This window comes from Paenibacillus sp. AN1007 (genome assembly GCF_040702995.1).
In the GTDB taxonomy this organism is placed as follows: domain Bacteria; phylum Bacillota; class Bacilli; order Paenibacillales; family Paenibacillaceae; genus Paenibacillus.
In genome coordinates, this window is record NZ_CP159992.1 from 1131198 (window position 1) to 1157844 (window position 26647).

Here is a 26647-nt window from a genome sequence, read left to right on the forward strand (position 1 = left end):
TAGTTTTATAAATTATTTATCGGGCGTAACACCAATTTACTTTATGGGGGTGGTGATGAATGTAGATGGCCAGAGAACGCAGTCCCGAGCGGGACAAGGCTAAACTGATGTGGCTGGAGAGCGGCGGGCAGATGAAGTTAAAAGACATCGCCGCCGCTCTTTCTGTTCCCGAGTCCAGGATCCGTAAATGGAAGTCCATGGATCGTTGGGAAGACGAACTCAATGGGAGCGTTTTGGGCGATTCCAAAGGGAGCGCTCCAAATGGAACGAATGGGAGCGCTCCTAAATCAAGGGGAGCGCCCAAAGGCAACAAGAATGCAGTTGGCAATCGCGGTGGTGCTCCACCCGGGAATAGAAATGCTGTGGGGAACCGTGGGGGTGAAGGCGGCCCCTATCGTAACAAGCATGCGCTCAAGACAGGTATGTATGAAACGATCTTCTTGGATGCATTAGAGCCTGATGAACAAGATATGCTCAATCAGATTGACACTGACCCTCTGGCGCAGCTCAACGAACAGTTGATCATGTTGTCCTTGCAAGAGCGCCGGCATATGAAACGGGTTAAGTCGCTTGAATCTGGTCTGACGGATGAGGAACGTAAGACCAAGCAAGAGCCTATGGAACGTCAGGACAAGGTTTCTATGTTGAGCCCTAAGACGGGAAAACAAATCACAGTGCCTGTTACAACCGAGGGAATGAAGGTCACTGAGATTACGACACTCGTCACGTCTAAGCTGGACAAAATCCTTAAACAAGAGGAAGCCTTGGTAAAGACGAGGGATAAGAAGCTGCGGGTCATTAACCTGATTGCCAGCCTGCAACAAGAAGAAGAGAAATTGAGAATCGCCCGCGAACGTCTTGAGCTGGACAAGTATAAGGCGTTGGGTCATGGTGGTGATGAGGGAGAAGGTGAGGACGATGAAGATAACGATGGGGATGATTTAGATTGGTGATTGCACTAGCTAAGGAACACCGTCGTCGGATTAAGCGAAAATTGCAACAACGTCCGGACAAACTGGCAGAGCTGAAGGCGATCCTGCTTGATTTCGAACAGTTTTGCTTCCGCATGCTCAAGATCAAGGACAAGTCTGGTACCATGGTTCGTCTGATCCTTAATGATGCCCAGCGGCGTTATGCTGCCAAAGTGTTTGAGGACATAGCAGCATGTAAACCCGTGCGAATAATTATCCTTAAAGCCAGACAGATGGGTTTCTCCACGGTGACGGAGGCTTTGATCTACTATTTCACTTCTCTGCAGGAAGCGAAGAATGCTTTTATCGTTGCTCAGTCTTCCGATGCTTCAAGTAACTTGTTCGATATGTTCCAGTTGTATTATGAGCGGGTACCGTCGGTCATCCAGCCGATGACACGTAAAAACAATGCCAAGAAGCTGACCTTTGAGAACCCAGCGATCCGGACGGCAGACCGCCGCAGGAACCCGGGGCTGAAATCGAAGATTACTGTACAAACAGCTGAAAGCCGTGTACTTGCCCGTTCAGACACGATTCATTACTTGCATGCATCCGAAGTTGCGTTCTGGCCAGCCAAGAAGAAGAAGCGGCATTTGCTGTCACTCTTGGCGGCACTATCCAAGGAAGCGGGAAGCATCGGGATAATCGAATCCACGGCAAACGGCATGGAAGAGTTTAAACAAATATGGGATGCAGCCGTGAAGGGCGAGAATGATTTTTCTCCGCTCTTTTTTGCGTGGTTTGAAATGCCAGACTATCGCAAGCCGTTACCGCCTGGCTTTGAACTGACCGAAGATGAACTGGAGCTGAAGGCCAAATACGGATTGGATGATGAACAGCTTCAATGGCGACGTTATACGATCCGAAATGATTGCGGCGGCGATCCGCGGCAATTCGATCAGGAGTACCCATCCGAACCGGATGATGCTTTCCTACTGTCTGGCGAGGGCATTTTTGATAACAAGTTCATCAAGCGATTGCGGGATGCGATCACACTTAAAGGCATCCTGTATGAAGTTGATTTTGTTAAGGAGAAGGTTATCCCGGCTCATGCAGGAGAACTGGTCATATACCGCCAGCCTGAACCGGGTAAACGATACATCTTAGCTGCAGATACGGCCAAAGGGACCGAAGATGGCGACTACGATGCTGCTTACGTGATCGATGCCCGAACTGGTGAAATGTGTGCAGCACTTCATGGCAAATGGGACACGGACCTGTACGGGAAGAAGCTGAACAGGTTGGGCTTGTATTACAATACAGCTTTGCTTGCTGTTGAGAACAACAATACCGGGGAATCCGTGCTGAATACGTTGTTCAACACTTGTCATTACCCGCTGCTGTTCTTACACAAAAAGGGGCGGCTTGGCTGGGAAACCAACAAAGCAACCCGGCCTGTAATGATTAGTGATTTCAAGGAAGCAATCCGCGATCAGCTTTACGATATCTACTGTCCAGAGCTTTACGGCGAGTGTATGACGTTCATCGATAACAAAGGTAAGGCAGAAGCAGACAGCGGTTGTCACGATGACCGTATCATGGCATATTCGATTGCACTGCAGGTACGTCAGGTAGCTGATAAGTGGTTTGAATGGTTCAAGAAAAAACAACAGCAGCGGGAGGAATCGGAGAATGAAGAACACAATGGGGGAGCGGGGTGGATTTAATTGAGTGAAGGCAATGCGACTTGGGTTCCATTTTCAAAGGAAGAAGGTAGGCACATTCCATCCAGTGCCCAGCTTCCTGATGTATTCGACAGCTTATACGATCAACACGGCCTGTTGCCATTCGAACCGGGTAACGATCCGACCAGCTGCAGACAACTTGTTAAGAACAGCAACATCATTCCTCAGTGCATCGAGGCATACAAGCGGAACATAGCTGGACATGGAATTGCTCTGGAATATGTGTCGGGTGAAGATGACAATTCGGCCAAGGATGAATGGAACCAAGCTGAACGCTTCTTGGAGACTTGTAACCTTGAAGACAATCCAGAAGAGATTATAGGCCAGCTCATTGAGGACTTGGAAAGCACGGGGATGGCCAATATGGAAGTTGCTTGGCCCGCAGGGAGCGAGTTTCCGACGATCTTCCGGATGGATCCGAAGTACGTTCGTTATACCAAAGAGAGTAACCCTGCGACAATCAAACGCAAACGGCGGATCAGTTCCACCAAAAAGATTGAAGAGTTTTCACAGCAAATATATGCTCGGCGTTATGCCATGAAGCGGGGGACATCCGTAGTTTGGTTTCGGTTATTCGGTACTGATGGTACTGAGAATCAGGTTATTCCGTTGAAGATTGGCAATGACGGGGCCTACGGTGAACCCCGTTGGTTTGGGAACGCACCTGGTGTAGTCGGTTCCCGTGAAGCGGAGGAATTGAACGTATCCTATTTCTCGAATGGCCGCATGCTTTCCATGATTCTGACTGTAACTAACGGGCGGTTGACCAAGCAATCTATGGAGCTGCTGAAGAATGTGAAAGGTTCACAGTCTCAGGGTGGTATCCTGTACCTCGAAGCCCAAGGAAAAGAGACGGGCGGACCGATGGACGAGAAGGTTGAAAAGGTATCCGTCAATTTGGATAAGCTGAATGACCTTCTGCAGCAGGATGCCCTGTTCCTTGATTACGGGAAGGAAAAGAAGGCGGATATCCTATCATCATTCCGTTTACCGCCGATTCTTGTCGGGCAAAGTTCAGACTATAACCGGGCGACAGCACAGGCAGCCCTGCAATTCGCTGAAGAGCAGGTCTTTGAGCCGTATCGCAAGTGGATTATGAATGAGATATTCAACAAACGACTTTTCCCAGCCATGGGGATATTCCGGGTTAAGGCGGTTTTACGTGGACCAAGCATCATTGATCCAGAGGATCGTAAGGCAATGCTTGAATTTATCGCTGATCGTGGCATTATGCTGGTTCGTGACCTGATCCCGATCGCTGAGGATGTCCTTGGTACGACGGTCGATGAAAGCAAGTTCAGCCAGGAATACCTTGATACACCGATTGCTCAATTGGCGAGCAGCCAGCCTGCTGTTCTTGATCTTGAAGGCGAGGGCGACGCCGACGACCTGCAGGAGCGTGTATCTACCATTGCGAAACGCCTGCTTCGGAAGGGCACGGCAGAGGTGGGCGTCCATGTGTGAAGCATGTTGGACGCTAATCGCTAAAGCTGATGACGATGAATTTCTTGATAGCTTGGAATTGTCATACGTGGAGCGTAAGCTGCTGGAAGAGTTGTACAAGCAGGGTGAGGACCAGATCATGGAGATTCTGGAGCTTCAGGGACAAGCCCTTCAAGACGCGATAGCTGAACTGAGCGAGGAATCGCTTGGTGACATCGGTGAGTTGGGCAAAGTTCTTATTGCCTTGCATGCTACCGATGTCTTTGCTGATCTCTTTGAAACAGCGGTGCAGGAAGCATTTGAACCGTTATTCGTTTTGGCAGGAGAATCGGAGCTGCTGCAGCTGGACGAGGGAAAGGTTTGGAGTACCAAGAACAAGGCAGCCAAACAGTTTGTTAAGGAGATCCGCGAGCTTGTCCCCGATATGAATCAGGCTTCAACGGATACACTCTTGCGCAGCTTCGAAAAGGCGATTGAGGAAGGGAATACACCGTCTGAACGTGCTTTGTTGGTGCAGGAGATCAGCGCTATAGCTGCGGAAGGTGAAGATGGTCCCTTTTCCATGCAACGGGCTCAGCGCATTTCCCGGACCATGAGCACAGCTGCGGCCAATGGAGGCAAATTGGAAGGCTGGAAGCAGTCCGAGATTGCCAAGGGCAAGAAATGGCGGTCGGCTGCCGGTACGAGGACCCGTAAGACGCATAGGAAGGCAAATGGACAAGTCGTGGATCTGGATAAGCCGTTTAAGGTGGGCAAAAGTAAGCTGATGTACCCCGGTGATCCTGCAGGGGATCCTGAAGAAATCATAAATTGCCGTTGCGCGATGCAACTAGTTTTAGAAAAATAAAAGAACCTCAGGATTCCCTGAAGTTCTTCATTGTATGCTCAGGCCGAAGCCCAGTTAACTGAGAGTCCGATCACAAATGCCCACCCTGTTTCTGCAATAGACGACAGGAAACCTTTAAATACTTTTGGTTTATTGTTCATGGACATCACTTCCTTTTTTGTTGTATTAGCTTTTTTAAATAACTGGTTGCCAATAAAACGAATAAAACCAAGGAGGACGATTGCGATGACTATTATCAACATTGGGGTAATACCAACGCTGCCCAGCAACAACCTCAACATACAAGAAAATTATACCATATGAAATTAAATTAGTAAAAGGAGGTGAGAGAAGAAATGACCTACAAAATGAAAGACGCAAAGATTACGCACTTGTCGCTGGTAGATAAGGGCGCCAATGGCGTGCCATTTGCCATCATTAAGGCAGCGGGCAAAGATACTATCCAGAAGCAAGTACAGATCGCCAAGGTGGATGACACAAAGCACATCGTTATTGGGGTCGTATATCAACCCGATGTGGAAGATACTCACGGTGACATGATGGATGCTGATGAGATCGAGAAGGCCGCGCATCTGTTCATGGAGAATCAGCACACCTACAACATCGATAAGCAGCATGACCTGGACGCTGACAAAGGGTACGTAGTTGAATCCTATATTGCCCCGTGTGATATGGAGATTGGCGACCAAGTGATTGCTAAAGGTTCGTGGGTTGCTGGCGTTAAGGTCACTGACGATGACACATGGGAAGACATCCAGAAAGGTGAAATCACAGGCTTTTCAATGTGGGGTGTCGGTAAACGTGAAGAAGTCGAGGAAGACACGACTGTTTCTAAAAGCATCATGAAACGTATTGCTAAAGCGCTCGGCCTGATTGAGAAGGGCGCAGTTGCTGATAAGTACAACAAGAACCGAAAGAACCGTGAGTTCTGGGCAGCGCAAGACGCCTTGAACGCGGTTCTTTTTCGTTGGGATTCGTGGGAATCGGGGATGGAAACAGACCCAGAAATCATTCGTGAAGCCTTGCAGGATTTCGTAGAGATTGCCCAGGATGTGCTGGTGCAGGAAGACATCGTGAAGGCTATCGGGAAACCTCCTGAAGCCATTGCCAAAGCTGGCAAAAAGATTTCTGCCAGCAATCTGAAGCACATTGATGACGCTATTGCTACACTGACCGATCTTAAAAACAAGACAGCGCCTGCAGATGATGAGCAGGACGAAGGGGAGGAAGACGATTTGAAACCAGAAGATATTGCAAAAGCCGTTCAGGCTGCCGTTGCACCGATTGTTAAACAAATGGAGGGACTTGCTGCCGATGTAACGGAGCTAAAAAAGCAGGACTGTGAAAGTACTCCTGATGCCGGGACACCGGAGGCAGGCACTGGAACAGAGCCGCAAGCAGATGCTTTGACTGATGCGATCGCCAAGGCATTGGCTCCTTTGACCGAGCAAATGTCCTCGCTGGCCACTGACGTACAGATTGTTAAAAACAGCCGCGGTGGATCTGCTCAGGGTGGTGCGCAGGATGAGAATATTCACAAAGCTGATGGCACCGTTAGCTTCGGCAACCTGCTGTAGTTCAAATTCGAAGGGAGACTATTAAACATATGAAAACCAATGGACAAATTATTAAATCGACTACCGTAACATCCATGGACCAAACGGCCCTCAACTATCAGCAAGTGGATGCATTTATGGCCATGGCTTATGAGTCGACGGAGTTCTTGAAAGGCGTTCGCACGATTACCCGCACAAGTGCCAAGGGTACAATCGACAAAATTGGGGTAACTGGTCGTAACCTTCGTGGCAAGGTGGAGAACAACATGGCCACCAATATTACAGGCCCTACGTTCCCGCAGGTTCCTTATGCAGTTGCACCAGTTGTGTTGCCGTTCGAGATTACGGAAGAGTTTATTCGTCAGACTATGCGTGTTCGTGGTCAAGATGCTGAAGCTATCATCATGACGGCAATGACGAAGAACTACGGAGACAATATGCAGGACTTGGGCTTTAACGGGGATATTGCGACACCGAACACTGATCCCGACTATGACTTCCTTAAAATTAACGATGGTTGGTTGAAGGTTGCGAAAACAAAAGGTAACGTCATCGACTGGTCAACATTGCCTACTGATAAAAAGGTCGGTATCTTCTTCGAATTGGAACGTTCTATTCCAACGCGTCTGCGTGCAGCTGGGGTGTTCAAATATTTCATGCACCCGAACACATTTAGTGAGCGTCTGCAGAAACTGGCTGAAAAAGACACCAGCGCATCCATCCAGCTGCAGATCATGGGCGGCGTGAAAAAAATCAACTCCTATGACGTTGAGGAAGTGCCGCACATGCCTGAAGGCGCTGTGATCTTCACATACCACCAGAACTTTGCTTTGGTAAATACCTATGACATGCAAATCCGCAAAACGACGGAAGGTAAAGAAGCCATCTATGCGGATAAACGATTCTATGCTATCCATTCTGACTTGGATGCTATTTTCGAAGAGCCTGCAGCGGTAGGTTATGCGGAAGGGGTGACGTTCTAATGCCATACATCACTTATCGTGGGAAAAATGCATCACTAATGCTTCATGGAATCCGGTTCGCTGCGAAAGTGCCTGTCTTGGTTGAAAGTGAATCTGTAGTTAAGCACTTCCGTGAACGTGAAGACTTCGAAGTGCAACAGGAAAAGGTTATTCCTTTGGAAGAGTTATCTGTTGTGCAGTTGAAGGATAAAGCGAAATTAGCAGGAATTCCGGGCTTCGCTGATATGAAGAAACCCGAATTGCTTAAAGCGCTGAAAGGTGAAGGGGGAGGCACACAATCGGAGGGAGCTGACGGTAAAAATGCTGACAGCAACGATCCTCCAACAGCGTAGCCGTGTAACTCCCGTTCAGGAAGCAACGCCTGAACAACTGGAGCAGTACATCGATGACGCCCAGGTGCGGATAGAGTTGTATTTGCCCATTCCTTTCCCTGAAATCGTGGATCGGCAGCTCATGCTCGCATGGGTGAAGCTGGCTGAGGGGCTTGCCCTGCAGGATAGCGAGGAATATCTTGCTGCTGTCGCCCGGAACTATGCTTCCGAGAGCGACGGGGCTTGGACGTACACCCGGCAAGCTATCGCAGGTAAGACCACGGGGAACCCGGACGTGGACGCAATCCTGTTCTTGTGGGTCAAGAAACAACAGGAAGGGCCGGACGATGGCAACATCACGGCTTATTTGCTATGAATCACCGATTTAAAACGCCCCTTGCTGTTTACCGGGTTGGTAGCAAGCGAGACGGTGACGACCTGTTTAACGATCGTAAGAGCAGCAAAATTGCGGACCTCAAATGTCATGTGATCAAGACGGAGACATCTGGTCAGGCTGATGCTAAACCTGTTGTGTATATCGTCAAGAAAACAGTTGGCTTGTCCAAAACGGCTGATGTTCGAATCAGTGACGAGGTTGTACTGTTCGGTCGCCGCTATTTGGTGATGGATGCTAATCCGCGCCGGTACTGGATGGAACTGCTGCTGACGTGTGAGGTGAAGGGCAATGATCGTTAACGACTTTGATGGGGTGGCCAGACGATTTAGAAAGCTGGCTGATCAAGGCATGAAGCAAGTCCTGACCAACGTTGCTGAAGCGATGGGCGAAAGCCTGCTGAATCATATCATCGATGAGATAAACCGTCAGGATCTGATTGATACGGGCTTGATGTGGAACTCGTTTACTCGAGGCGGTGATGGTAATGTGTGGGAATGGGACGTGGATCGTAATGCGATTACTTTGGAAGTCGGCTCAGACCTCGGGTCTGGTTCAAACGGCCAAAATGATTGGGGCTATCCACGCCTGATCAATGAGGGATACACCATCCATAAGGCTCACTTTGTTCCGGGATACTGGAACAGCGGTGGGTCTTTTGTGTATGACCGTAATGCCAAAGGTGGATTCATGGCAAAGCCGCGTAGCTTCATCGCTAGGCGTTATTTTGACATAGCAATCACTCAGTTTGAAGGCGGTATGAATCAGCTCATCATACAACGCCTAGAGAAAGAGTTAGAAAGGGTGTTGCGATGATGGATGCGGGTTTAAAAGCTTGGGCTGAGATTGTTCGTACAGTGTACCCGGATCTGACCATCCTTCGGGACCGGGCGCAATGGCTTGCTGGGAACTTCGATACACCATCCGTTTTTATTGAGACAGACCTTGTATCAGACAAAGTTAACAGCCCGCGTGCTAACCGGATCGTGGAGGATGTTGGACTGGTGTTTCACTTCGACAAGGAACGAACTACGGAGAAAGATGAAGGCGAACCTATTCCCTTTGATATGGCCCCGTTTTTCACATTCCTGCGTCAGAAACGCTATTGCTACGCTTCTAAACGCTTTGGTGTTGCATTGGTGATGGAACCGCCGCGTACCCGGCCCGAAAAGGATCGGATAGAAGTCACCTGCAGGTATTCGTATCTGCTGGCTGTTCCGAAATCGCCTGTACCGAAGATCAATGAATTCCACATTGGTTATGGAAAGGAGATCAATTCATGAGCACAACACGTAAGGAAAAGCTTGTCGCCGCTACTGTCCAGGAAGACCTGAACAAGCGGACCAAGCAGGAATGGATTGAGGGTGCAGCTGCCTTGAAGCATGAACGCTTTGAGGTGGCGGGCGCCCTTTTTGATTGCAAAGCAGATGCCCTGCTGTCCCAGCAGGAAGTACAAAACCGATTGGATGCATACTTGCGTCCAGCGGTACAGAAGGAGGAAACGATGAATGTCGATTCAAAGGGTTAGACCAGGCGGATATGTCGAACTGATTGCGCTGGCAAAGGCCAGAATAGTACCCGTTACGGGACGCGTGCTGATCCCGTATCAAGCCGAATGGGGAGCAGCTAATCAGGCTGTAGACATGGCTGATATGTCTGAGCGTTTGAAGGAAAGCGGCCTGCAGGTGGATGAGTTGGAGCTGGCATCCGAAACAGGGGCAACTGTGGTCGGGTACCGCGTGACGAATGGTTCTGAAAAAGCTGCCGCTGTTACTGTCACGGATAGCTACACGATTGAAGCGCGTTATCCAGGTCTACGCGGGAATGATTTTGAATACATGATACGTGCCAGCCTGGTCGATGCCACCAAAAAGGAAATCATTATCCGCGACACCAAAGGGATTTACGACACAGAGACTTATACCGTGGCTGATAAGACGGCAGCTGAAGAAGCGCTGAAGAAATCCAGTATGGTCCGATTTAAGGCTGTGGGTGCAGTTGCTTGGGCAGATGTAGCATATACACCGTTAACAGGTGCTGTGTCCGGTACCGCATCGATCACGGCATCAGATTGGAGCCGTATCTTTAACCGGGTAGATGGCCTGACCTTTGATGTGTTTTACCTGCCCTCTACGGATGCGGCAGTCCAAGCCGCTGCCAAACAATGGCTGTTGGATCGGCGTTCAAAAGCCCGCAGACTTGCTCAGCTAGTTGTTGCAGGGCTTGCACTGGATGACACGGACATTGAGAAGCACAATGCGCGCAGCAGGAACATGAACGCCCGATACATCGTCAACTGCTCCCTTGCCGGTACACACATCAACGGCAAAACATACAACTCAGTGCAATGGGCTGCATGGGTGGCTGGTCTGATGGCGGGTACCCCTGCGAATAAGTCCTTTACAGGGGTTAAAGTGCCAATGACCCAAGCGGCCATTGATTGGAGTCACAGCGAGGTCATCAAAGGACTAGCTGAGGGTACGCTCATGGCTACTCGTGACGGTTATGACTATATCATTGAGTCGGCGGTTAATACGCTGACTACGATGGGCACAGGTGAGCGTGAGGACTTCGGTAAGATCCGTGTCTCAATGACGATTGATCAGGTCCTGAACGACATCTATTCCACAGCGAAAAAATGGAAAGCTAAGCTCGACAACGACAAGGATGGCAGAGGTATGTTTATCGCGGCCGTGCTGGAGTATCTGGCGATCCGCAGGAGTCAGAAAGCAATTGATGAGGGTTATACCTTCACGGAAGATCCGAACAACGTAAGTGACTTCGATTACGCTTATTTCAAACTGTTTGCCAAACCGCTTGATGCCATCGAAGCATTCTACATTACATGGGAGGTGGCTTAATAAATGGACCGCGAACTAATTGGCCGGAATCTTTCCGTTGAAGACGATAACGGGGATGGTGTTCAGACTATCAAGGAAATTGAAGTTACACTGAATCCCGAAACATTGGATGTAGTCCGGGCACGGCGCATGTCTAAGACAAAACAAATTGTGGGTTACGAGATCCCGGTTAAACTGGTCATGTCCAAGTTGGAATCCAGGTTGCGTTACCGTCTGTTGGAGGACTTTAAAGCAGGTAAGACCATGTTCCTCGATCGGATCACCGGAGCCTTGGAAGACATGCAAACGGGGAATACTGAACGGGTTCTTTTGACCGGTATCCATATCCACGGGAACATGGATATTTTGGTTGCTCAGATCGACAGCAATACAGGTATCGATATCACGTTGGAGGGAACGGCTACAGACTTCGAGTTCGTAGAAAAATTTCCGGATTACATGGCATAAAAGTTAATTTTAATTTATGTGGTAAAAGAATAGTTCACGTAAAGTTCAGAATCGAAATGAAAAATCCATTCCATTAATTGAATATATGATATAAAATAGAAATGTATTCCAAATACGAAGGGAGAATGTAAAGTGAGTAAAAAACTATTGTTAGGAATTGTTTCTATTGCTGCCTGCTTCTCTTTGGGATCTACTTCTTTTGCTGATACTTCATTAGTCCCAACAAGTCCTCAAATCTCGCAATCAGTGACCTCTCAAGTAAATGCTATGGACAAAATTAATGTCGAAATTACTCTTAGAGTAGGAGAATCAAGGAATTTGTCGGGTTCAAATTTTTGGATTAGTGGAGATCAAGGGAATAATAGCCCTATTTACTTGGATCGGAACGGATTTGTACTTGGTCTTAAGGTAGGAGACGCTGTCGTGGTAGCAGACCTGCCAGGTGGAGCGGGGAGCGTTCTTTATTATATTCATGTAAGATAATAATTAATAGTACAGAATAAATAATAATAAGCCTGTAGACGAGCTCCGATAGGAGTAGTTCTGCAGGCTTTTTAAATGTGAAAAAACAGAAAACAAATTATTAATGGAGGAATCACGATGAGCGACAAATTACAGAAATATCTTGCGGCTGGAACAGAAGCAGCCGAACCAGAACAAATTGAAGTACCAGTAGACGGAGAGAAATGGTCTGTTCGTCGTTTGACCACTATGGACTTGCGTCGGGCATATGAAGCAGCATACAACGAGGATGGAAGCGCGAAAAGTTCTTTCAATGACATTGATGTCATGATCGTAAAAGCCACAGAGCATGATTTCGACTGGAAAAACATCGAACTCCTGAAGGCTTACAATTGCGTGAATAAAAATGAACTGCCACCACGCCTGCTTAATGATCCTGATCATTATGCCATCTTGGCCAAGGCGGTCCGTAATTTTAAAGAGACGAAGGAAGAGCTGCTGAAAGAAGCAAAAAACTCATCCGGCGGGACGGAGAAGCAAGCTGGGTAGCAGCTTTTTGGATTAACCAAAAGAAACTGCCCGCCGAAGTCTTGCCCTATGAAGTAAATAAGAACAGGCAGTATCATTTTTGCTTAGCTGCCTCGATGCTGGCAGAAGAAGAGTTGAAGAAGCTTAACAAAAAGTAGGCCGGGAAGGGGGTGCATACTATGGCGACGGCCAGGAGGATAACGGTACCTATTGAAGCGAAGGATCTTGTATCTGGTACGCTGCGCCGCATGCAGGGTGGACTGAGAAATACACAGGACGATGTGGGAGGACTTCGCCGTGCTGCAGATCGAATGGGACAAGAGTTCAGTTCCTCCATCCATCGTGCAGGTGAGTCAGCCCGGGATTTGGGGGCCAGAGTCGGACAGGCAGCTGACGAGACCAGACAACTCGGACGTGCTGTTGTTGGTGATCTGTTCCGCCGTGCTCGATCAAGTGCAGAAGCATTTCGAAGAACAGTTTCTGGTGCTGACCGTGATGTAAAGGAGATCCCTAATGCTCATGTCAGATTACATGCTGATGACCAAATTAGTCCACTGATCGATAACATATCTACAAAGTTATCAGCTCTCGCTGCTCTTGGTAGTGGGTTGGTACTGGGTGGTGGAATGTCCGATGCCATTTTTGGGGGCGTGGGCGATTATTACAAAGAAGCTTCCAGGCTTGCACCTTATTTATCATCACAGCAAAGATCTGATGTTTTGGCTACCAACGACCAGTTAGTTGCACAAGGGCTTATCTCTGATAGGGCAACAGGGGCGGCTGAGCTTTCCACGCTTACCCCGATGGTGCAAGACAAATCACAGGTGAGCGAAGCTTTTGCGGCTACGACCAAGCTGCAGTCGATAATTCCAGATTCCGAATCAGAGGAAATGCAGAGAGCTGTCACACAATCGGCAAAGAACTTTAAAGAATCATACTCGCAGGTAGCGGACAGTATCGCGCATGCTTATATGTCAGTAGGAGATCCGCAGAAAGATATCGCAGACACGTTTTGGGAGTACAGCCCTTACTTTGCGAGTAGCGGCACAAGTTCGGCCCAAATGAGTAATTTCCTGAGCAGCACTGTCAAAGAAGGGGCCTTCAATTTTGACAAGCCAGGCGACTTTTTCAAGGAAGTATTTGGCGTGAAAGCCCTTAACGCTGACGACATGGCGGATTACTTTGGTGCGCGGGGATCGGGTAAAAAGGAGGCTGCTAGACAGGCGGACGCTTTCACTGCTGATATTAACTCTGGTGACACCCAAAGAGCAAAAGGCGCTATAGCCGCTTTGTTGGCTGATATGGCAAGTCAGGATAGGAACGAACTGAAACAGACTTTAACCAAATTGGGGTCAGCAACGGGTGAAGACAACGCTGACGCAATCTTGAAGACCTATGGCGTTGCTTTTGAAAAAGCGCCTGACATGACAGGTACAACTGACCGAATGGTTAAGCAGCAGCAAGAGGCCGATCCAATGACTGCATATAGACAGTCACAAGCTGATATTCAGATGCAAATGCAGGACATTGGCGGCAACATCATGCAAGCTTCGGTCCCAGCAATGAAGGAGTTCAACTCTTTGCTGACAGACAACAAGGCACAGATTGAAGCATTAGGTTCAGGGTTAGCAGCAGGAATTAGCAACATAGTTAGCTTTTATCATGAATTTTCAGGAGTCATTAATAAAGTAGTGGTTGGATTAGCAGGCATTTTGGCACTTAAGGGTGCAGTAGGTATTATTAAAGGAACAAAACAACTTATACAGGATATGGGTAGTGTAGGGAAATTGATATGGAAGGCTATACCTGGTAAAAAGGGACTCGGGGGCGGGTTAACCCCCATCGGTGGAGCTGACTTTGTATCCAGTATGAACGTCAATGCGACAAGCGTCTATATCAATGGCAATATTGGAGGCAATAGCAGAAGAGGCAAAGGTAAGGGGAAAGACAAAGGGAAAGGTAAGGGAGGAAAATCTGGCAGTAGTAATAAGACCAGTGTAGTAAGTAATAAGAATAAAACTGAAGCTGTTGTGAGTAAAAAAGATACGGTCAAAGGCAAGGATACGAAGGTAACTACGAAGACTCCCAAGCAACCCAAAACTCCTAAATTCAGTCCGAAAATTGGTGCAGACGCTCTGTTATCGACGGGTGTAAAAAGTGTGGGTGGTGCAACCAAAGGTGTTCTAAAAGGACTTGGTGTGCTCGGCACGATAGCTAATGTCGGCATGTCTGCATATGACATGTACGGGATCGCTAAGGAACAGGGATGGAAGGAAGCTCTTTCTACAAATGGGGGTTCTACAGCAGGTAGTCTTATAGGCGGTGGTCTTGGTGGTGCATTGGGGACGATAGCCGGTCCGCTTGGGACGGCATTAGGCGCTGCTGCAGGTAGTTGGGTTGGAGAAAAGTTGGGCTCACTTGCTGATTCCAGTGGCGTGACCCGTGACATCGTGGATTGTGTATCCAATCTCACGAGCTCTATCAAGGATTGGATGGGTTTTGGACCAAAAGAAGAGCCTAAGCCCGTTACGCCGCAGTTACCTAAAGAATCGTTCATCACCACAACTTCTACAACAACAAAGGAAGGAGAGAAAAAGATCAAGGAGACGATGGATAACATCGTTTCTCATGTACAAAAAAGCGGCCTGAAGCAAGGAATAAAAGATGCAATGGATGACAGCGATATTGTGAAATCTGCAGATAAATTTAAGGATATCGTTGTTGGTATGTTCAAAGGGTCTGACTCCAAAGAGGCTGAGAGCAACGTCAAGGCGGTTGGAAAGGCGGCCAAGGAAACGGAGAAGCAAGCCAAGGACTTGGGTGTCACCTCGAAGAACAGCACAAAGGATATTATCAGCAGCAACAGTCAGGCTGCTTTAAGTTTCAGTGGTGTGAGTTCATCGGCCAAGAGCGCAATCGATTTGACCCGCCGCCAACTGGAGTCACTATCTACAATATCAAGCAAAGGAAGCACCTGGGGTAGCAACCTCATTAGCATGATGGCATCTGGTATGCTTAGCCAGATCCCGACTTTAACCTCTGCCGTTTCTAACGCCGCTAAGATCATGCATAGCTATCTTGGGTTCTCATCTCCTACCAAAGAAGGCCCCGCCAGCAAATCGGATAAATGGGCGCCGAACTTTGTTTCGATGTTTTCTGATGGGCTGCGGTCTGACTCCATCAAGAATCGTATGGATAATATTGCTGGAACAATGCGTGATGGTGTGGATGGCATTGAGGGAGCGAGTTTATCCAGCGGTAGCATTCCTGTCCGGACGTCTCCGCTATCTGCAGAAGCATCAAGCGGGAACAAGTCGGTAACGATCGGCAATGTCACCATTGATTTGAGTGGAGTTGCGGCAGGTATTACGGACTTCCAATCCTTTGCCCGAGCTTTAACAAGCCCTGCAGGTCGCGCTCTAATTCGTGATGTAGCCGGCGAAGAGATTTACAAAGCATTGGAGACAGGGGGTTAAAGCATGTTGGCCATGTCACAGGGAGCTATCCGGCTGACTTTTCCGATCACTCCAGCTGAGATTCAAATTACAACAGGTAATGACGTAGATACATTCAACGTCATCATTGGTCAAGAGAGAACAGGGCAACCCACTGCCAAGCTGCAGCGGGTTTCTTTTTCGGCCATCTTGCCGCGTGAATGGCGTGATTTGTGGGAGACGGATAAGAAACAGACTGTCACATACAAGCGTCCAGAAACGACTTGGCAGCTGTTGGAGAAGTGGAAGCCCAAGCCGGTAGTTATAAATTTTGAAGAGCTTTTTTCCCAGACCATGTTAATTGAAAACATGGAGATCGTTTATAAGGATGGCCAAGGTAATATACATATTACCATGAGCCTTGTAGAACATAAGCCTGTCAAAATCATTTCATATTCCAACACCAAACAGCTTCTAAAGCCTGGTGTAATCATCACCAAGGCAAGTAAGAGCAGGCCCAACACGACCAGTAAAAAAGACAAAAAGGACAAAAAGAAGAAGTCAAAAAAGAAGAAGAAGTCCGAGGATAAGAAGAAAAGCAAAGCAGCTGCTAAGGAAGCTGCTGACAATGCAACAGGATCATTCGACTACACGGGTCGTAAAAACAAAATTGCAGCTGCTACGAATAAAGCACACTATATTCAAAGCTAGATAAGGAGGATGACCATGGACAAATTTGCAGTTGTATACGGCAAGCAGGATGCCAGGGCGACCCTCGCTCCTGCTATTACCGATATATCATGGTCATCTCAACGGAACGAAATAGCACGCAGCATGACAGTTCGACTGCGGGACATTCCAACAATTAGCGTAGCCGGTATGCTGATGTGCTTTTCGCATAAGATCGGTAAGTCCCTTCTTCATCACAAAAACCAATTCTTCCATGGTCCCATCATTGACTACGAAAAAGATGAATTTACGGGCTCATGGGAGATCAAGGCACGTGAGATTGGCTGGTATCTGGCGAAGAATAAAGGCACTCGTCCATACCTGAAGGGTGAAGCGGGAGCCGAGCTGCAGAAGTACATCAAAACAACAGGTATCGATTTTCGTTGCCCCAAGCTCGGCTTTAACCTCGATGAACGATATGGGACGATGGCACACTCTGAAGTCATCTTGGATGTACTGCAAAAAGCATATGAGCGTAGCGGCTATCGTTACCATGTAGATGTAGTCCGTACAGAAACAAATTTTTACCTGCAGGTCGTGAGGGAAGGTACGAACGAGGTTGTTCCCATTTTTGTACCTGAGCAGATGGAGGCCAGCAGCGCAGGTTACAACATCGAAGAAACGTACACGGTGGTCACTGCGCAGAAGTACAAGGATGACAAGCTATCAGCCTCAGTCACCAAAACGGATGCCAGCGCCTTGAAAACTTTTGGCCGCATGGAAGAGATCATCGAAGTTGAGGAGGACGAGAATCCGACCACAGTTGCCACTCAACGACTGAAAGCGATGGCTAAGCCCAAGCAGATCAAGAAGATCACTGTACGTCATGAGGACCATACATTGGCGGGGTTGCGTGCTGGGTGGCTCGTGTTGATCAAAACAACGATCGTCACCAAATGGATTGTGGAGAGTGCTGACACAACTTGGAGCAACGGTATATTCACGGTCAAGATGGTACTGGAACGGAGGGAAGCTTAATGATGGGTGAAGCAATGAAGTTACTGCGACAGAAAGTAGCTGGCCACATCGATGCGAGGGATACTGAACGTGCAACTCTCCTTAGCTGGCCGAATGCCAAGATTGAGGTGGATGGCGATCCGTACCCATATGAATCAAGCAGCCTTGTTTTTGCTGACTACCTGCAGGAACGTGAGATAGAGGTTACTTTTGAAGTCGCGGAGCCAGAACCAGCGATCTTGAAAGGTAAACTCCTGATCCCTAGCCCGCTGGAGGTCGGTGATCGGCTTCTTGTCTCCCGTATGACGGGTCAACGGTATTACGTTTTGGGAAAGGAGCGTTAGCCGATGGATGAGGAAGAATCAATGTTCCCTCAAATGGATCTCGAAGAAGTAGACGTCACGGATCTGGTGGATAATATCCCATCCGCATCCAAATGGACCTACAAAATGGACTATCGAAACCGCAGGGCCGTTCTGGATGAAGCCGGTCGTCCGATCCGGACAACGAGCTATGAGGAATTTCTTGTTGAAACGGCCATGAAGATTATTTGTACTGAGCGATTTCAATATGTCGTTTACGGTGCTGACATTGGCGTGGAAAAATCAGAATGGCCAGGCTGGGAAGATACAGAAATCATTCGTGACATTGAGGAAGCTCTGACAGCTCACCCTGAAATTGAGCAAGCAGAAGTGATATCTATGACACGTGTAGATCGTGGAATGGATCTCACAATCCAAATTACAGGGCTTGCTGGAGCTGCCGAACTTAATGAGGTGATCGATACATGAGTTTGATGATTAATGATTTACCCAAATTCCCGGTTGTACCAGTCCTTGAAGAAACCCCGGATATGATTTATCAACGGTGGGTCAACCGGGCTATTACGTTGGCAAATGAAAGAGGGCTGCCACCGCCTCCAGTGGGGGAAGGAGAATACTTTTACGACCTCTGGTATCCGATTGCTCAGGAGTTGGCTGAACAGCAGGAGTTATGGGGTTATGGTGTGCTGCAGTCGACTCCGATTTGGGCAGATGATGAGTTTCTGGATGCTCACGGCTGGGCCGATGGGATGACTCGTAAAGAGGGAGAATCCAATGATGATTACCGTTTGCGGATTCTGGATCGTGCTTTTACCGAAGAAGGAAATGGCCGCCGTAAGGACTATGAACTATGGGCCAAGGAGATTCATGGCGTAGGTGGGGCCGTTGCAGTTGAGAAAGAGCGCCATGACAATTCCATTGATCTGTATCTGACAGATATGGACGGTCAGCCTATTACTCCAGCGTTTGCGGAGACGGTTAAATCATTAATGTGGGAAGATTACCGCATTGCAGGTCACGACTTGGCAGTGCACCCAGCTCCAATTTTCCTTGTCACTGTACAAGCAACCTTGGAGACATCGGAAGACATGCAGAAGCTGGCCGAAACGATCCGGCAGCGTGTAGTCGCTTATGCCAACGGGCGCAGTAAGCTGCTTTACAACTACATCGCAGCTCTCCTGCTCGTGCCAGGCGTGGAGAATTACAGTAACTTCACGCTTAATGATGATATTCAGGACATTGATGTTCCACCTGTATCGTTCCTGCAGGTTGAGGTGGTGCTGCTATGATCCCAATTCGGTACCGTGAAGTCTTACCGCCCTATTGGTATGAAAACGAAGTAGCAGGCTGGCACTTTGGCGTAATGGAAGAAGAGATCGATCTGCGTGAGAAAAAGATGGATGAATTAGTGGATCAGTTTCTGCTTCAGCGGGCAACTTGGGGGCTTGGCCTTTGGGAATGGATTTACTTCCGTACAGAACAGGTAGGATCGTTGGCTAACCGACGCGAAGCTATTCGACGAAAAAGGTTGGCCAAGAAGCCGTTCAAGCTGCCAATCCTTCGACAAATCGGATCCCAGTATGGAAAGCTCCTGCAGGTGACAGAAGAGTTTCTGGCCAAAGAGATTCATTTTGAGTACGACAGCAGCTCCCCTATCAACGTGGAGGGGCTATTTACTGATTTTGAGTACATTCGGCCCGTTCATATTAACCGGGCAATGCCAGTGACCAAGACATCAACCCCGGCTATTACGCTGGGTGGCAAAGGGTGTGCTTTCTCTTTAGATTTTCCGATCTGCGGGTTAGAAATGCCGCAGGAGTTGGGGACAAGTGGTGTACTGGCTATTGAGAACATTACAGTGGGTTCAACAACGTCTTACGCCCGAATCGATAGCCCGATTACTGGGTTTGAAATACCAATGCAAGGAGGGACAGCGTAATGGCAGAAGTAATACAGCCTTTGATGCTTGATTATGCCGTAACGGATGCAGATTCTCATTTTGATCATGCTCTGGTAAACGTTGGCGGGGAGTTGGTGAAATACCCAATCCATAATACGGTCATATCCGGGCGTACAATCCGCAAATACATTTTTCTAAATGATACCGAGGTAGTGGGCAAGCAAATCCTTGGTGCATCTCTTATGGATAATCAAGGCCGGACATTGGCTAACCAGCCTCTGAATGTTATTAAAAATGATCGGGGTTTCCTGATAGGGTTTGAATTTACGATCAAGTTGGAGGTGAAAGCAGTTGTATAACAAACAGGAATGGAAAGATGAGATCCCCGACCTGACCAAACCAATTTTGGACCCTTCCACCGGGAAACAGAAGACTGATCCACAAACGGGGCGACCGCTATTCGAACTTGTACAGGAAGGGACTCGAATCACATCAACCCGTCTAAACACAATTGAAGACGGCATCGATGCAGCTCACACCTTGGTCGAACTGTTAGCGAAAGAAATAGCAGGAAACTTTGTTGCTGTAGTTGATGGATTGATGGGGTTAGCGTGCACTGCTACAGGACTAAAAGTGACATGGACAGCCGGGGTAGCTTACGTAGGCGGGCGAAGATATGAGGTTACCGCTGGAGAAATGTCACTGAATCCAACCCAAGGACAATATCTATACGTGGATGTTGATGGAGTTGTCAAAAAGACCACATCACAAACGACAGCCAAATCAGGTTTGTCGATTTTTTACGTGGCGACAGATACCGGTGGTGTTATTACTGCAGCTGACCAAAGGGTAAATGTTAATTTGGAAGAGATCCTAAAAAAAATAGAAAACTTAGATTTACCAGATGCATCTCTTACAGTAAAAGGTAAGGTACAACTATCCAATAACATTGCAAGTCAAAGTCAGACAGTCGCGGCGACATCCAAGGCTGTAGATGATGCTCGGACATCTGCTATGTCTGCAAGTTTACCACGCACAGGAGGCTCTTTGACTGGTCCACTCCGTATAAGTAGCTGGGGGGAGGTCAGTGCTAGTACAGGTGGTTACGTGTTGTATGGTCATAACTGTTACCTGGACGCGTCAGGAGTCGTATACCGATATCGCAATACTCATGAAACTATGGGCGCGCGCGGAATTGTATTTAGACTTGGCGCTGGACTAGAGGGAGCATGGATGTTTGATACCGGGCAAGTTGCGGTAACAGCGGGAGCCTCTTTTACACCGAGACTTAAGCGTATACTAAACACGGATGATTACAACGGCATCGTACAGGATTACATTCGACAGCCGGGGTACGCAAACACAACCGGATCAGGGACTGCTTATGCAGTGACACTTAATCCAGTTCCAGCATCATTACTGGATGGGTTTGGGATTACAATCGTACCTCATGTTACGAATTCAGCAGGAGTCACACTTAATGTAAACGGTTTGGGAGATATACCACTTAAAAAGCAGGATGGGAGCGCGTATGCTGCAGGGGAGATGCTGGCTGGTAAACCTTACAGCTTTAGGTTTATTGAGAAAAGTTTTTTAGCAGATAGTGGTAGCAAGGAGGTGATAAATGGAACGACTGATTATGAAGTCATACTCAATGAAGATGTTAATAAAGGTGATTTTGTTCGTTTAGTGAATACAACCATATTTACTTTATCAGATAGACCCCCCGTGTCCACAATCTATAGTACACGCATTAAAGTTAGTACCGATGGGAAAACGCTAGTCGCAAGTAACGGATATAATGGAAGTGCTGGGCCTGTGTTCAATATAGGCGATAATGGAGAGTTGACACCATATACTGTCTCTCCAAATTTCACAGGTGGTATTTCGGGTGCTGATGTCTGGGGTGATTATCTGGCTGCTTCTGTTAACTATGTACTCACTATATTTAAAAGAACTAATGGGGTGTATACGAAGATAACTGGTCCAGACGTACCACCTCCATCGATGCAATCTATCTCGAATTTTACTCCTGATGGAAAATATCTCATTGTTACACTGGACTCGGATACTAGTCCAAACTGGTGCATGTACAAACGCAATGGGGATACATTTACAAAGATGCCTAATGTCAATATTGGTAGACCTGGCGGTACTAAGATGTCACCAAATGGGGGATTTCTAGGAGCACGATTGAATGGTACAAAGACGGTTGGGCTGGTTAAGATTGGTCAAGACACACTCATCCCTATATCACAATACGAACTTGATAGTACGCTGAATGTCAATCATTTGGAATTCACAGCTGACTCCAATAATATTATTGGAGCGACTAATGGAAAACCTATAGTCCTTTCTATTAAAGCAGATGGATCATTAGTTCGTAAGGACATAAATGATACCATGGGAGGCTGGACTGCAAATATGGGATATACTCTGGCTGCAAGCCCAGATGGAAAGTTGGCTGTTGCGAGTAAACGTTTTAAGCCCAATAGTGTAATCGGTGTTATAGGCATAGAAAATGATTCCTTCAGTATTTACCCTGATGCACCAATATCTCTGAATCTGGAAATCACTTATGTGGCATACAGCCCAGATAGCAAATATATATACATTGTAACTGAGGCAAATAGCGCAGATATCAAGATTCATCAGTTGCGTGCTGAAAAGAAAGTTATCGCTACAAAAGTAAATGGTGTTAACGATCTGAACGGGAATGCTGATGTTTTGGGTATTGGCTATGCTAAAGCCGCTGGTAAGAAAGGTAGTTTGGTTTCAATTACGAGAATATTTTAAAGGAGGACTAAAATGTATCAGACATACTATATTAAACGTGATAAAGCAGGATATGTACGAGACGTTATCACTTATGAACATGAAGGATTTGAAAGAATTGAATACGATGATATGCTGCCAATTGGAATTATGAGTGGATGCTTTAAATGGATTAATGCTGAATTTGTCTTCGATAAGGCTCGAAAAGAAGAATTGGATGTTATTACACAAAGCACCGACGTATTGGAATTAAAAAATCGATTAGACGAAGCTGAAAACACAGTAAAATCAGTCGCACAAGAAAATGCAGCATTACGAATGAGTGATTTGGATAACAAAGAAGCGATAGCCGGATTAATTGAATTGGTGCTTGCTGGAGGTGCTACGAATGGATAAAACGGTGGTTGCTAAAATTTATCGGGACCTAGTGAAAGCGAATCGGCGAGATGAATCGAGCATTCCTGAAGAATTCAGAACTGAATATGAGCGTTTAAAGAAAGAGAATGCCGATGCTAAGTAAACCTATAGCTCGGCTGTTTTTATTTCTAAGTCTATTATGTCTGAAAGGAGGCGAAAATCTTATGACTGAAGCAATGAAAAGAAGTTTTGCAACAACGTATGTGTATCTGATTATGAATGGCCGTCGTGAATTGTCAGACGTTCCTGCAAGTTTTGTAGAGTATGTTAAGGCAGACCTTGGTATTACTGAGTAAGAAGCGTATCCAATTGCTGCGCTATTTTTTATGCCCTCTGGAGTAGTCAGGGGGCTATTTCACATACTTAATATAGATCGGGGATAGTAAGTTGGAAAACGTGGGGAAATGGTCTTTGGCCGTAGGCAGCTGGATGCTGTCTTATTTTTTTGGGGGTTGGTCTGGGGTGTTGGGAGTATTGCTTGTATTCGTGGTGCTGGATTACCTGACTGGTGTTGCTGCTAGTTGGATGTCAGGGGAACTCAAAAGCAAAATCGGCCTTATCGGGATTGCCCGTAAGGTCTTTATTTTTGCCATGGTAGCGGTTGGTCACTTGGTGGATGGTATTCTGGGCGATGGCCATCTGTTCCGGGATACGGTGGCGTTTTTCTATATCGCGAATGAGCTGCTGTCCATTACTGAAAACGGTGGAAAGATGGGCGCGCCGATCCCGGCCGTGATCAGACAAGCTATTGAAGTGTTAAAGGGCAAGGGCGGCAACGCTAACGATAAAGGAGCTGGTAGCGATGCAGGCGCGTAAAGCGGGAAATGCACAGGGGATCGATGTATCCCATCATAACGGCAACGTTGATTTTAAGAAGGTGGCGGCTGACGGGATCTCCTTCGTATTTATCAAGGCCACACAAGGCAAGTCCTTCCGTTCGTCCAAGTTCCTGCAATTTGTCCGAGATGCAAAGGCGGCAGGCTTGCTGGTGGGGGCATACCATTACGTGGATGACTCTGCTGGTAGCGTTGATACGGCGAAGGGGGAAGCGCAGAATTTCTACAGAGCCATTCAGGATGCTGGTGGAATTGGTGTATTTGATCTTCCGCCAGTTATGGATTACGAGTCTAACAAAAACGGGTACAGCAAATCAGTGATTACGTCAGTGGCCAAAACGTTCCTTGAAGAGATCCACAAGCTGACTGGAGTTAAACCGCTGGTATATACATATCCGGCGTTTATCAGCAATTTCAGTGGTCTGTCCTCTTATCCGCTGTGGATTGCACGTTACAGCACGCAAACGCCTGCTGATGCATCTGGTTGGACACGATGGGACTTTTGGCAATACAGCGATGGTGCTGCAGGTGGATACTTGCCCCGTGGAAACCGTAAGGTTGACGGAATCAGTGGTGCGGTTGATTTGAACGAATTTGACGGGACGGTTGCAGAGCTGAGAGCCAGATACAGCAAAACAGGGAAGGAGGAAAAGCCAGTGACGCAGGAACGTGATATCAACGTGCCGAGCAAGTGGGCTGCAGCATCGTGGGAGGAAATGACGAAGAATGGATATTACGATGGTACACGTCCTGGCGCAATGATCACCCGTGAAGAGTCTGCAGCAGTGATGAACCGGCTCAGGAAAAATTTCCTGAAGTTGATTGCAGTGGTTAAAGGTGATGTGGTGAATCTCGATGAGCAGTTACAAAAAATTGAAAAATCATAAGTTTACAATCGGTTGATTTTGAATTATGCTTAAATTATAAGGACTGGAAGTACGGAAAATGATATCTAGAAATGACTCCGCTGGTACTTGGCGGAGTTATTTTTATGAGGTTGGTGCAACACAATTAATGAGTATGCGGGGTGTGAGTAGATGAAGACCAGAGATGTAGATATTCGAGCATCGCTCCATCTTATGTTGAATAAGGAGCACGAGAATGAACCAGATACATTAATTCTTAACGAGCTTTCACTTTGTCAGGGCGATGCAAGAATTGATGTGGCAGTTGTCAATGGAGCCATTAATGGTTATGAAATCAAAAGTGAGAGTGACACTCTAGCAAGATTACCAATACAATCGGAGTTTTACAATAAAGTTTTCGATAAGGTAACAATTTTGTCGGCTTCTAAGTATATTGAAGGTATTAATGAAATAGTTCCTGAATGGTGGGGGATTACTCAAGCTGAGAAAGAGGAAGATGGCGTTGTGCATTTCTTTGTGGTAAGAGAGCCTCAACAAAACGAAAATGTAGATTCGCTTTCCTTAGCTCAATTGCTTTGGAGGGATGAGGCAATTACAATCTTAAAAGAAAGAGGCTTACATAAAGGATTATTAAGTAAGCCTCGAACAGTATTGTGGAGCGCACTTGCAGAGATGATACCAGTTAAGGAGTTACAGGATGAAGTGAGGAAGACGTTGAAGGCGAGATCCAATTGGAGAGTTCAGTAATAACAAGGGTTAAATGATGATTGGTTCCTGCTTTGCGCCAAGAGGTTGCATTGCCGGGACCATCGTTATTATTGGCGACTTCATTAATATAGTAATCCCCCGCACTAAAACCTGCACCATAATACTCATGATGTGCTACAACCTGCTGGGCAATTTGAAAGTATTGTGCCCCACCGAATCTTTTTATCACTCTTCCTTTAAAAATGATGTATTTATCATCAGCTGTATAACGGATATTAGCGCTCATATTTATAAAGCGTGGATCTGCCTCAAAAGGTGCTGGATTAGAAATTCCATAATCCCCGAAATTGAGTGATCTTTTCAATGAATGAGTAGTAACAACATCTTTCCAAATTAACCATTCACTTCTTTCTATCTCACCAATAGAATTTGAATCTATTGATCCAAGATCCGCTGGAAAAGACGTACCAGTTAAAGTTAGGCTTCTCCAGTCATGCAAATACGGGATAGTGTCTAGTACACCTTTTAGGAAAATTGAAGTTCTATTTTTATTCTCAGTAGATGCGTATTCGTAATCGATAACTAAATCAACTTCATTAGGTGAAATATTTTGTTGTTGTAGCAACTGATTAATGTGGTGCTGCAGATTGTTAAAATGAGCTTCCTTTAATCTGATACATACACCGTTCTGATCTGTTTGGTTTGCCTTCATAACTTCTAGCTGATAAGCTGAATCGCGATTTGGATCAGTAACTGGGATGAGATTAATTCCTCTGTTACGACCCTCTTGAAGAACATAGGACAGGGGATGAGAGCCATCCTGCATTCTTTCACTCGGATCGATGTAAATGAGATCAATAAAAACAGGTTCGGTAATCCCCCACGAGTTGTACAGACTTTCACCAGTTTTCGACAGATGTTCATCAATTGTTTTTTTAGGACAATCATTTTCATAATCCCAATCAATTTGCGGGATCTCGATTAATGGTGTCATAGATTGCTTTGTTGGAATTTGTAGACCCTCTACAGCTTTTTGCTCTCCTTGTTTCCACTTTAAAACAGGTACATACTTTAATTCTGTTGTCATAATCTGTGCCTCCGCGACTTTCTTCATCGGCTGAAGGATTCACTAAATTCATCTAGTTGGGAATAGTATACATCAAAAGTCCTGTAAAAGTGGGTAAATATGATTATTTTTTGCAATGTGTTACATA

Annotated in this window: 32 protein-coding genes; 31 read left to right on the top strand and 1 reads right to left on the bottom strand. The window is 46.8% G+C overall.

The features are described 5' to 3' along the window. Nucleotides 1-65 precede the first annotated feature (65 nt). The 31 genes from ABXS70_RS05165 to ABXS70_RS05315 all read left to right on the top strand — a co-directional run bounded on the left by ABXS70_RS05165 (nt 66) and on the right by ABXS70_RS05315 (nt 25472). Nucleotides 66-953 carry a phage terminase small subunit-related protein gene (locus ABXS70_RS05165; protein ID WP_366294401.1) on the top strand — a complete coding sequence of 296 codons (888 nt, stop codon included), beginning with the start codon at nt 66-68 and terminating at the stop codon, nt 951-953. After that, entirely contained in the window at nt 950-2638 is a 1689-nt protein-coding gene (locus tag ABXS70_RS05170; protein ID WP_366296546.1) for a DNA packaging protein, read from the top strand. The genes ABXS70_RS05165 and ABXS70_RS05170 overlap by 4 nt, the downstream gene beginning before the upstream one ends. Next, nucleotides 2639-4120, top strand: a complete 1482-nt coding sequence (locus tag ABXS70_RS05175) for a phage portal protein (RefSeq protein WP_366294404.1) — start codon at nt 2639-2641, stop codon at nt 4118-4120. Beyond that, nucleotides 4113-4946: a phage minor head protein gene (locus ABXS70_RS05180; RefSeq protein ID WP_366294407.1), complete on the top strand. Its 834-nt coding sequence runs from the start codon at nt 4113-4115 to the stop codon at nt 4944-4946. Before ABXS70_RS05175 ends, ABXS70_RS05180 begins: the two co-directional genes overlap by 8 nt. 335 nt (nt 4947-5281) lie before the next feature. Further along, on the top strand, nt 5282-6523 hold the full coding sequence (locus tag ABXS70_RS05185) for an XkdF-like putative serine protease domain-containing protein (RefSeq protein WP_366294410.1): 1242 nt from the start codon (nt 5282-5284) through the stop codon (nt 6521-6523). A 29-nt stretch (nt 6524-6552) separates the two neighbouring features. Next, the gene (locus ABXS70_RS05190; RefSeq protein WP_366294413.1) at nt 6553-7485 is read left to right on the top strand and encodes a major capsid protein; all 933 of its coding nucleotides are present in this window, start codon (nt 6553-6555) and stop codon (nt 7483-7485) included. Beyond that, a complete protein-coding gene (locus ABXS70_RS05195) occupies nt 7485-7817 on the top strand; it encodes a hypothetical protein (RefSeq protein WP_366294416.1) in 333 nt (110 codons plus the stop codon). The genes ABXS70_RS05190 and ABXS70_RS05195 overlap by 1 nt, the downstream gene beginning before the upstream one ends. A 76-nt stretch (nt 7818-7893) precedes the next feature. Further along, on the top strand, nt 7894-8172 hold the full coding sequence (locus ABXS70_RS05200; RefSeq protein WP_366294419.1) for a hypothetical protein: 279 nt from the start codon (nt 7894-7896) through the stop codon (nt 8170-8172). Next, nucleotides 8169-8492 (top strand): hypothetical protein, encoded by a 324-nt coding sequence (locus tag ABXS70_RS05205; RefSeq protein WP_366294422.1) that lies wholly within the window; start codon nt 8169-8171, stop codon nt 8490-8492. Before ABXS70_RS05200 ends, ABXS70_RS05205 begins: the two co-directional genes overlap by 4 nt. Next, the gene (locus ABXS70_RS05210) at nt 8482-9006 is read left to right on the top strand and encodes an HK97 gp10 family phage protein (protein ID WP_366294425.1); all 525 of its coding nucleotides are present in this window, start codon (nt 8482-8484) and stop codon (nt 9004-9006) included. The genes ABXS70_RS05205 and ABXS70_RS05210 overlap by 11 nt, the downstream gene beginning before the upstream one ends. Beyond that, nucleotides 9003-9473, top strand: a complete 471-nt coding sequence (locus tag ABXS70_RS05215) for a hypothetical protein (RefSeq protein ID WP_366294428.1) — start codon at nt 9003-9005, stop codon at nt 9471-9473. The genes ABXS70_RS05210 and ABXS70_RS05215 overlap by 4 nt, the downstream gene beginning before the upstream one ends. Beyond that, nucleotides 9470-9718, top strand: a complete 249-nt coding sequence (locus tag ABXS70_RS05220) for a hypothetical protein (protein ID WP_366294430.1) — start codon at nt 9470-9472, stop codon at nt 9716-9718. Before ABXS70_RS05215 ends, ABXS70_RS05220 begins: the two co-directional genes overlap by 4 nt. Beyond that, on the top strand, nt 9699-11051 hold the full coding sequence (locus ABXS70_RS05225; protein ID WP_366294433.1) for a phage tail sheath subtilisin-like domain-containing protein: 1353 nt from the start codon (nt 9699-9701) through the stop codon (nt 11049-11051). Before ABXS70_RS05220 ends, ABXS70_RS05225 begins: the two co-directional genes overlap by 20 nt. A 3-nt stretch (nt 11052-11054) precedes the next feature. Then, on the top strand, nt 11055-11498 hold the full coding sequence (locus tag ABXS70_RS05230) for a phage tail tube protein (RefSeq protein ID WP_366294436.1): 444 nt from the start codon (nt 11055-11057) through the stop codon (nt 11496-11498). Nucleotides 11499-11630: 132 nt separating this feature from the next. Next, nucleotides 11631-11981 (top strand): hypothetical protein, encoded by a 351-nt coding sequence (locus ABXS70_RS05235; protein WP_366294439.1) that lies wholly within the window; start codon nt 11631-11633, stop codon nt 11979-11981. Between the two features lie 117 nt (nt 11982-12098). Beyond that, nucleotides 12099-12509, top strand: a complete 411-nt coding sequence (locus ABXS70_RS05240; protein WP_366294442.1) for a hypothetical protein — start codon at nt 12099-12101, stop codon at nt 12507-12509. A 158-nt stretch (nt 12510-12667) separates the two neighbouring features. Further along, nucleotides 12668-15964 (top strand): tail tape measure protein, encoded by a 3297-nt coding sequence (locus ABXS70_RS05245; protein ID WP_366294445.1) that lies wholly within the window; start codon nt 12668-12670, stop codon nt 15962-15964. Between the two features lie 3 nt (nt 15965-15967). Further along, nucleotides 15968-16633, top strand: coding sequence for a hypothetical protein (locus tag ABXS70_RS05250; RefSeq protein WP_366294448.1), 666 nt, complete (start codon nt 15968-15970; stop codon nt 16631-16633). A gap of 15 nt (nt 16634-16648) precedes the next feature. Beyond that, nucleotides 16649-17629, top strand: a complete 981-nt coding sequence (locus ABXS70_RS05255; RefSeq protein ID WP_366294451.1) for a hypothetical protein — start codon at nt 16649-16651, stop codon at nt 17627-17629. A 14-nt stretch (nt 17630-17643) separates the two neighbouring features. Then, nucleotides 17644-17952: a DUF2577 family protein gene (locus ABXS70_RS05260; RefSeq protein ID WP_366294454.1), complete on the top strand. Its 309-nt coding sequence runs from the start codon at nt 17644-17646 to the stop codon at nt 17950-17952. 3 nt (nt 17953-17955) lie between these two features. After that, nucleotides 17956-18399 (top strand): DUF2634 domain-containing protein, encoded by a 444-nt coding sequence (locus ABXS70_RS05265; protein WP_366294457.1) that lies wholly within the window; start codon nt 17956-17958, stop codon nt 18397-18399. Continuing rightward, nucleotides 18396-19220: a baseplate J/gp47 family protein gene (locus ABXS70_RS05270; protein WP_366294460.1), complete on the top strand. Its 825-nt coding sequence runs from the start codon at nt 18396-18398 to the stop codon at nt 19218-19220. The genes ABXS70_RS05265 and ABXS70_RS05270 overlap by 4 nt, the downstream gene beginning before the upstream one ends. Further along, nucleotides 19217-19870 (top strand): putative phage tail protein, encoded by a 654-nt coding sequence (locus ABXS70_RS05275; RefSeq protein WP_366294463.1) that lies wholly within the window; start codon nt 19217-19219, stop codon nt 19868-19870. Before ABXS70_RS05270 ends, ABXS70_RS05275 begins: the two co-directional genes overlap by 4 nt. Further along, nucleotides 19870-20190: a hypothetical protein gene (locus ABXS70_RS05280; RefSeq protein ID WP_366294466.1), complete on the top strand. Its 321-nt coding sequence runs from the start codon at nt 19870-19872 to the stop codon at nt 20188-20190. The genes ABXS70_RS05275 and ABXS70_RS05280 overlap by 1 nt, the downstream gene beginning before the upstream one ends. After that, nucleotides 20183-22627, top strand: a complete 2445-nt coding sequence (locus ABXS70_RS05285; RefSeq protein ID WP_366294469.1) for a tail fiber protein — start codon at nt 20183-20185, stop codon at nt 22625-22627. The genes ABXS70_RS05280 and ABXS70_RS05285 overlap by 8 nt, the downstream gene beginning before the upstream one ends. Nucleotides 22628-22639: 12 nt before the next feature. Next, nucleotides 22640-23002 carry a hypothetical protein gene (locus ABXS70_RS05290; RefSeq protein ID WP_366294472.1) on the top strand — a complete coding sequence of 121 codons (363 nt, stop codon included), beginning with the start codon at nt 22640-22642 and terminating at the stop codon, nt 23000-23002. Further along, complete coding sequence (locus ABXS70_RS05295; protein WP_366294475.1) at nt 22995-23126, top strand: hypothetical protein; 132 nt, start codon at nt 22995-22997, stop codon at nt 23124-23126. The genes ABXS70_RS05290 and ABXS70_RS05295 overlap by 8 nt, the downstream gene beginning before the upstream one ends. A 61-nt stretch (nt 23127-23187) precedes the next feature. Next, nucleotides 23188-23319, top strand: coding sequence for a CD1375 family protein (locus ABXS70_RS05300; protein WP_366294478.1), 132 nt, complete (start codon nt 23188-23190; stop codon nt 23317-23319). A gap of 133 nt (nt 23320-23452) precedes the next feature. Continuing rightward, a complete protein-coding gene (locus ABXS70_RS05305; protein ID WP_366296548.1) occupies nt 23453-23839 on the top strand; it encodes a phage holin family protein in 387 nt (128 codons plus the stop codon). Then, the gene (locus ABXS70_RS05310) at nt 23826-24746 is read left to right on the top strand and encodes a glycoside hydrolase family 25 protein (RefSeq protein ID WP_366294481.1); all 921 of its coding nucleotides are present in this window, start codon (nt 23826-23828) and stop codon (nt 24744-24746) included. The genes ABXS70_RS05305 and ABXS70_RS05310 overlap by 14 nt, the downstream gene beginning before the upstream one ends. Before the next feature lie 150 nt (nt 24747-24896). Further along, nucleotides 24897-25472 (top strand): sce7726 family protein, encoded by a 576-nt coding sequence (locus ABXS70_RS05315; RefSeq protein WP_366294484.1) that lies wholly within the window; start codon nt 24897-24899, stop codon nt 25470-25472. On the opposite strand, the gene ABXS70_RS05320 is transcribed toward ABXS70_RS05315, so the two are convergent. After that, complete coding sequence (locus tag ABXS70_RS05320; RefSeq protein ID WP_366294487.1) at nt 25408-26520, bottom strand: beta family protein; 1113 nt, start codon at nt 26518-26520, stop codon at nt 25408-25410. The two genes, ABXS70_RS05315 and ABXS70_RS05320, sit on opposite strands and share 65 nt — an antisense overlap. Between the last annotated feature and the right edge of the window lie 127 nt (nt 26521-26647).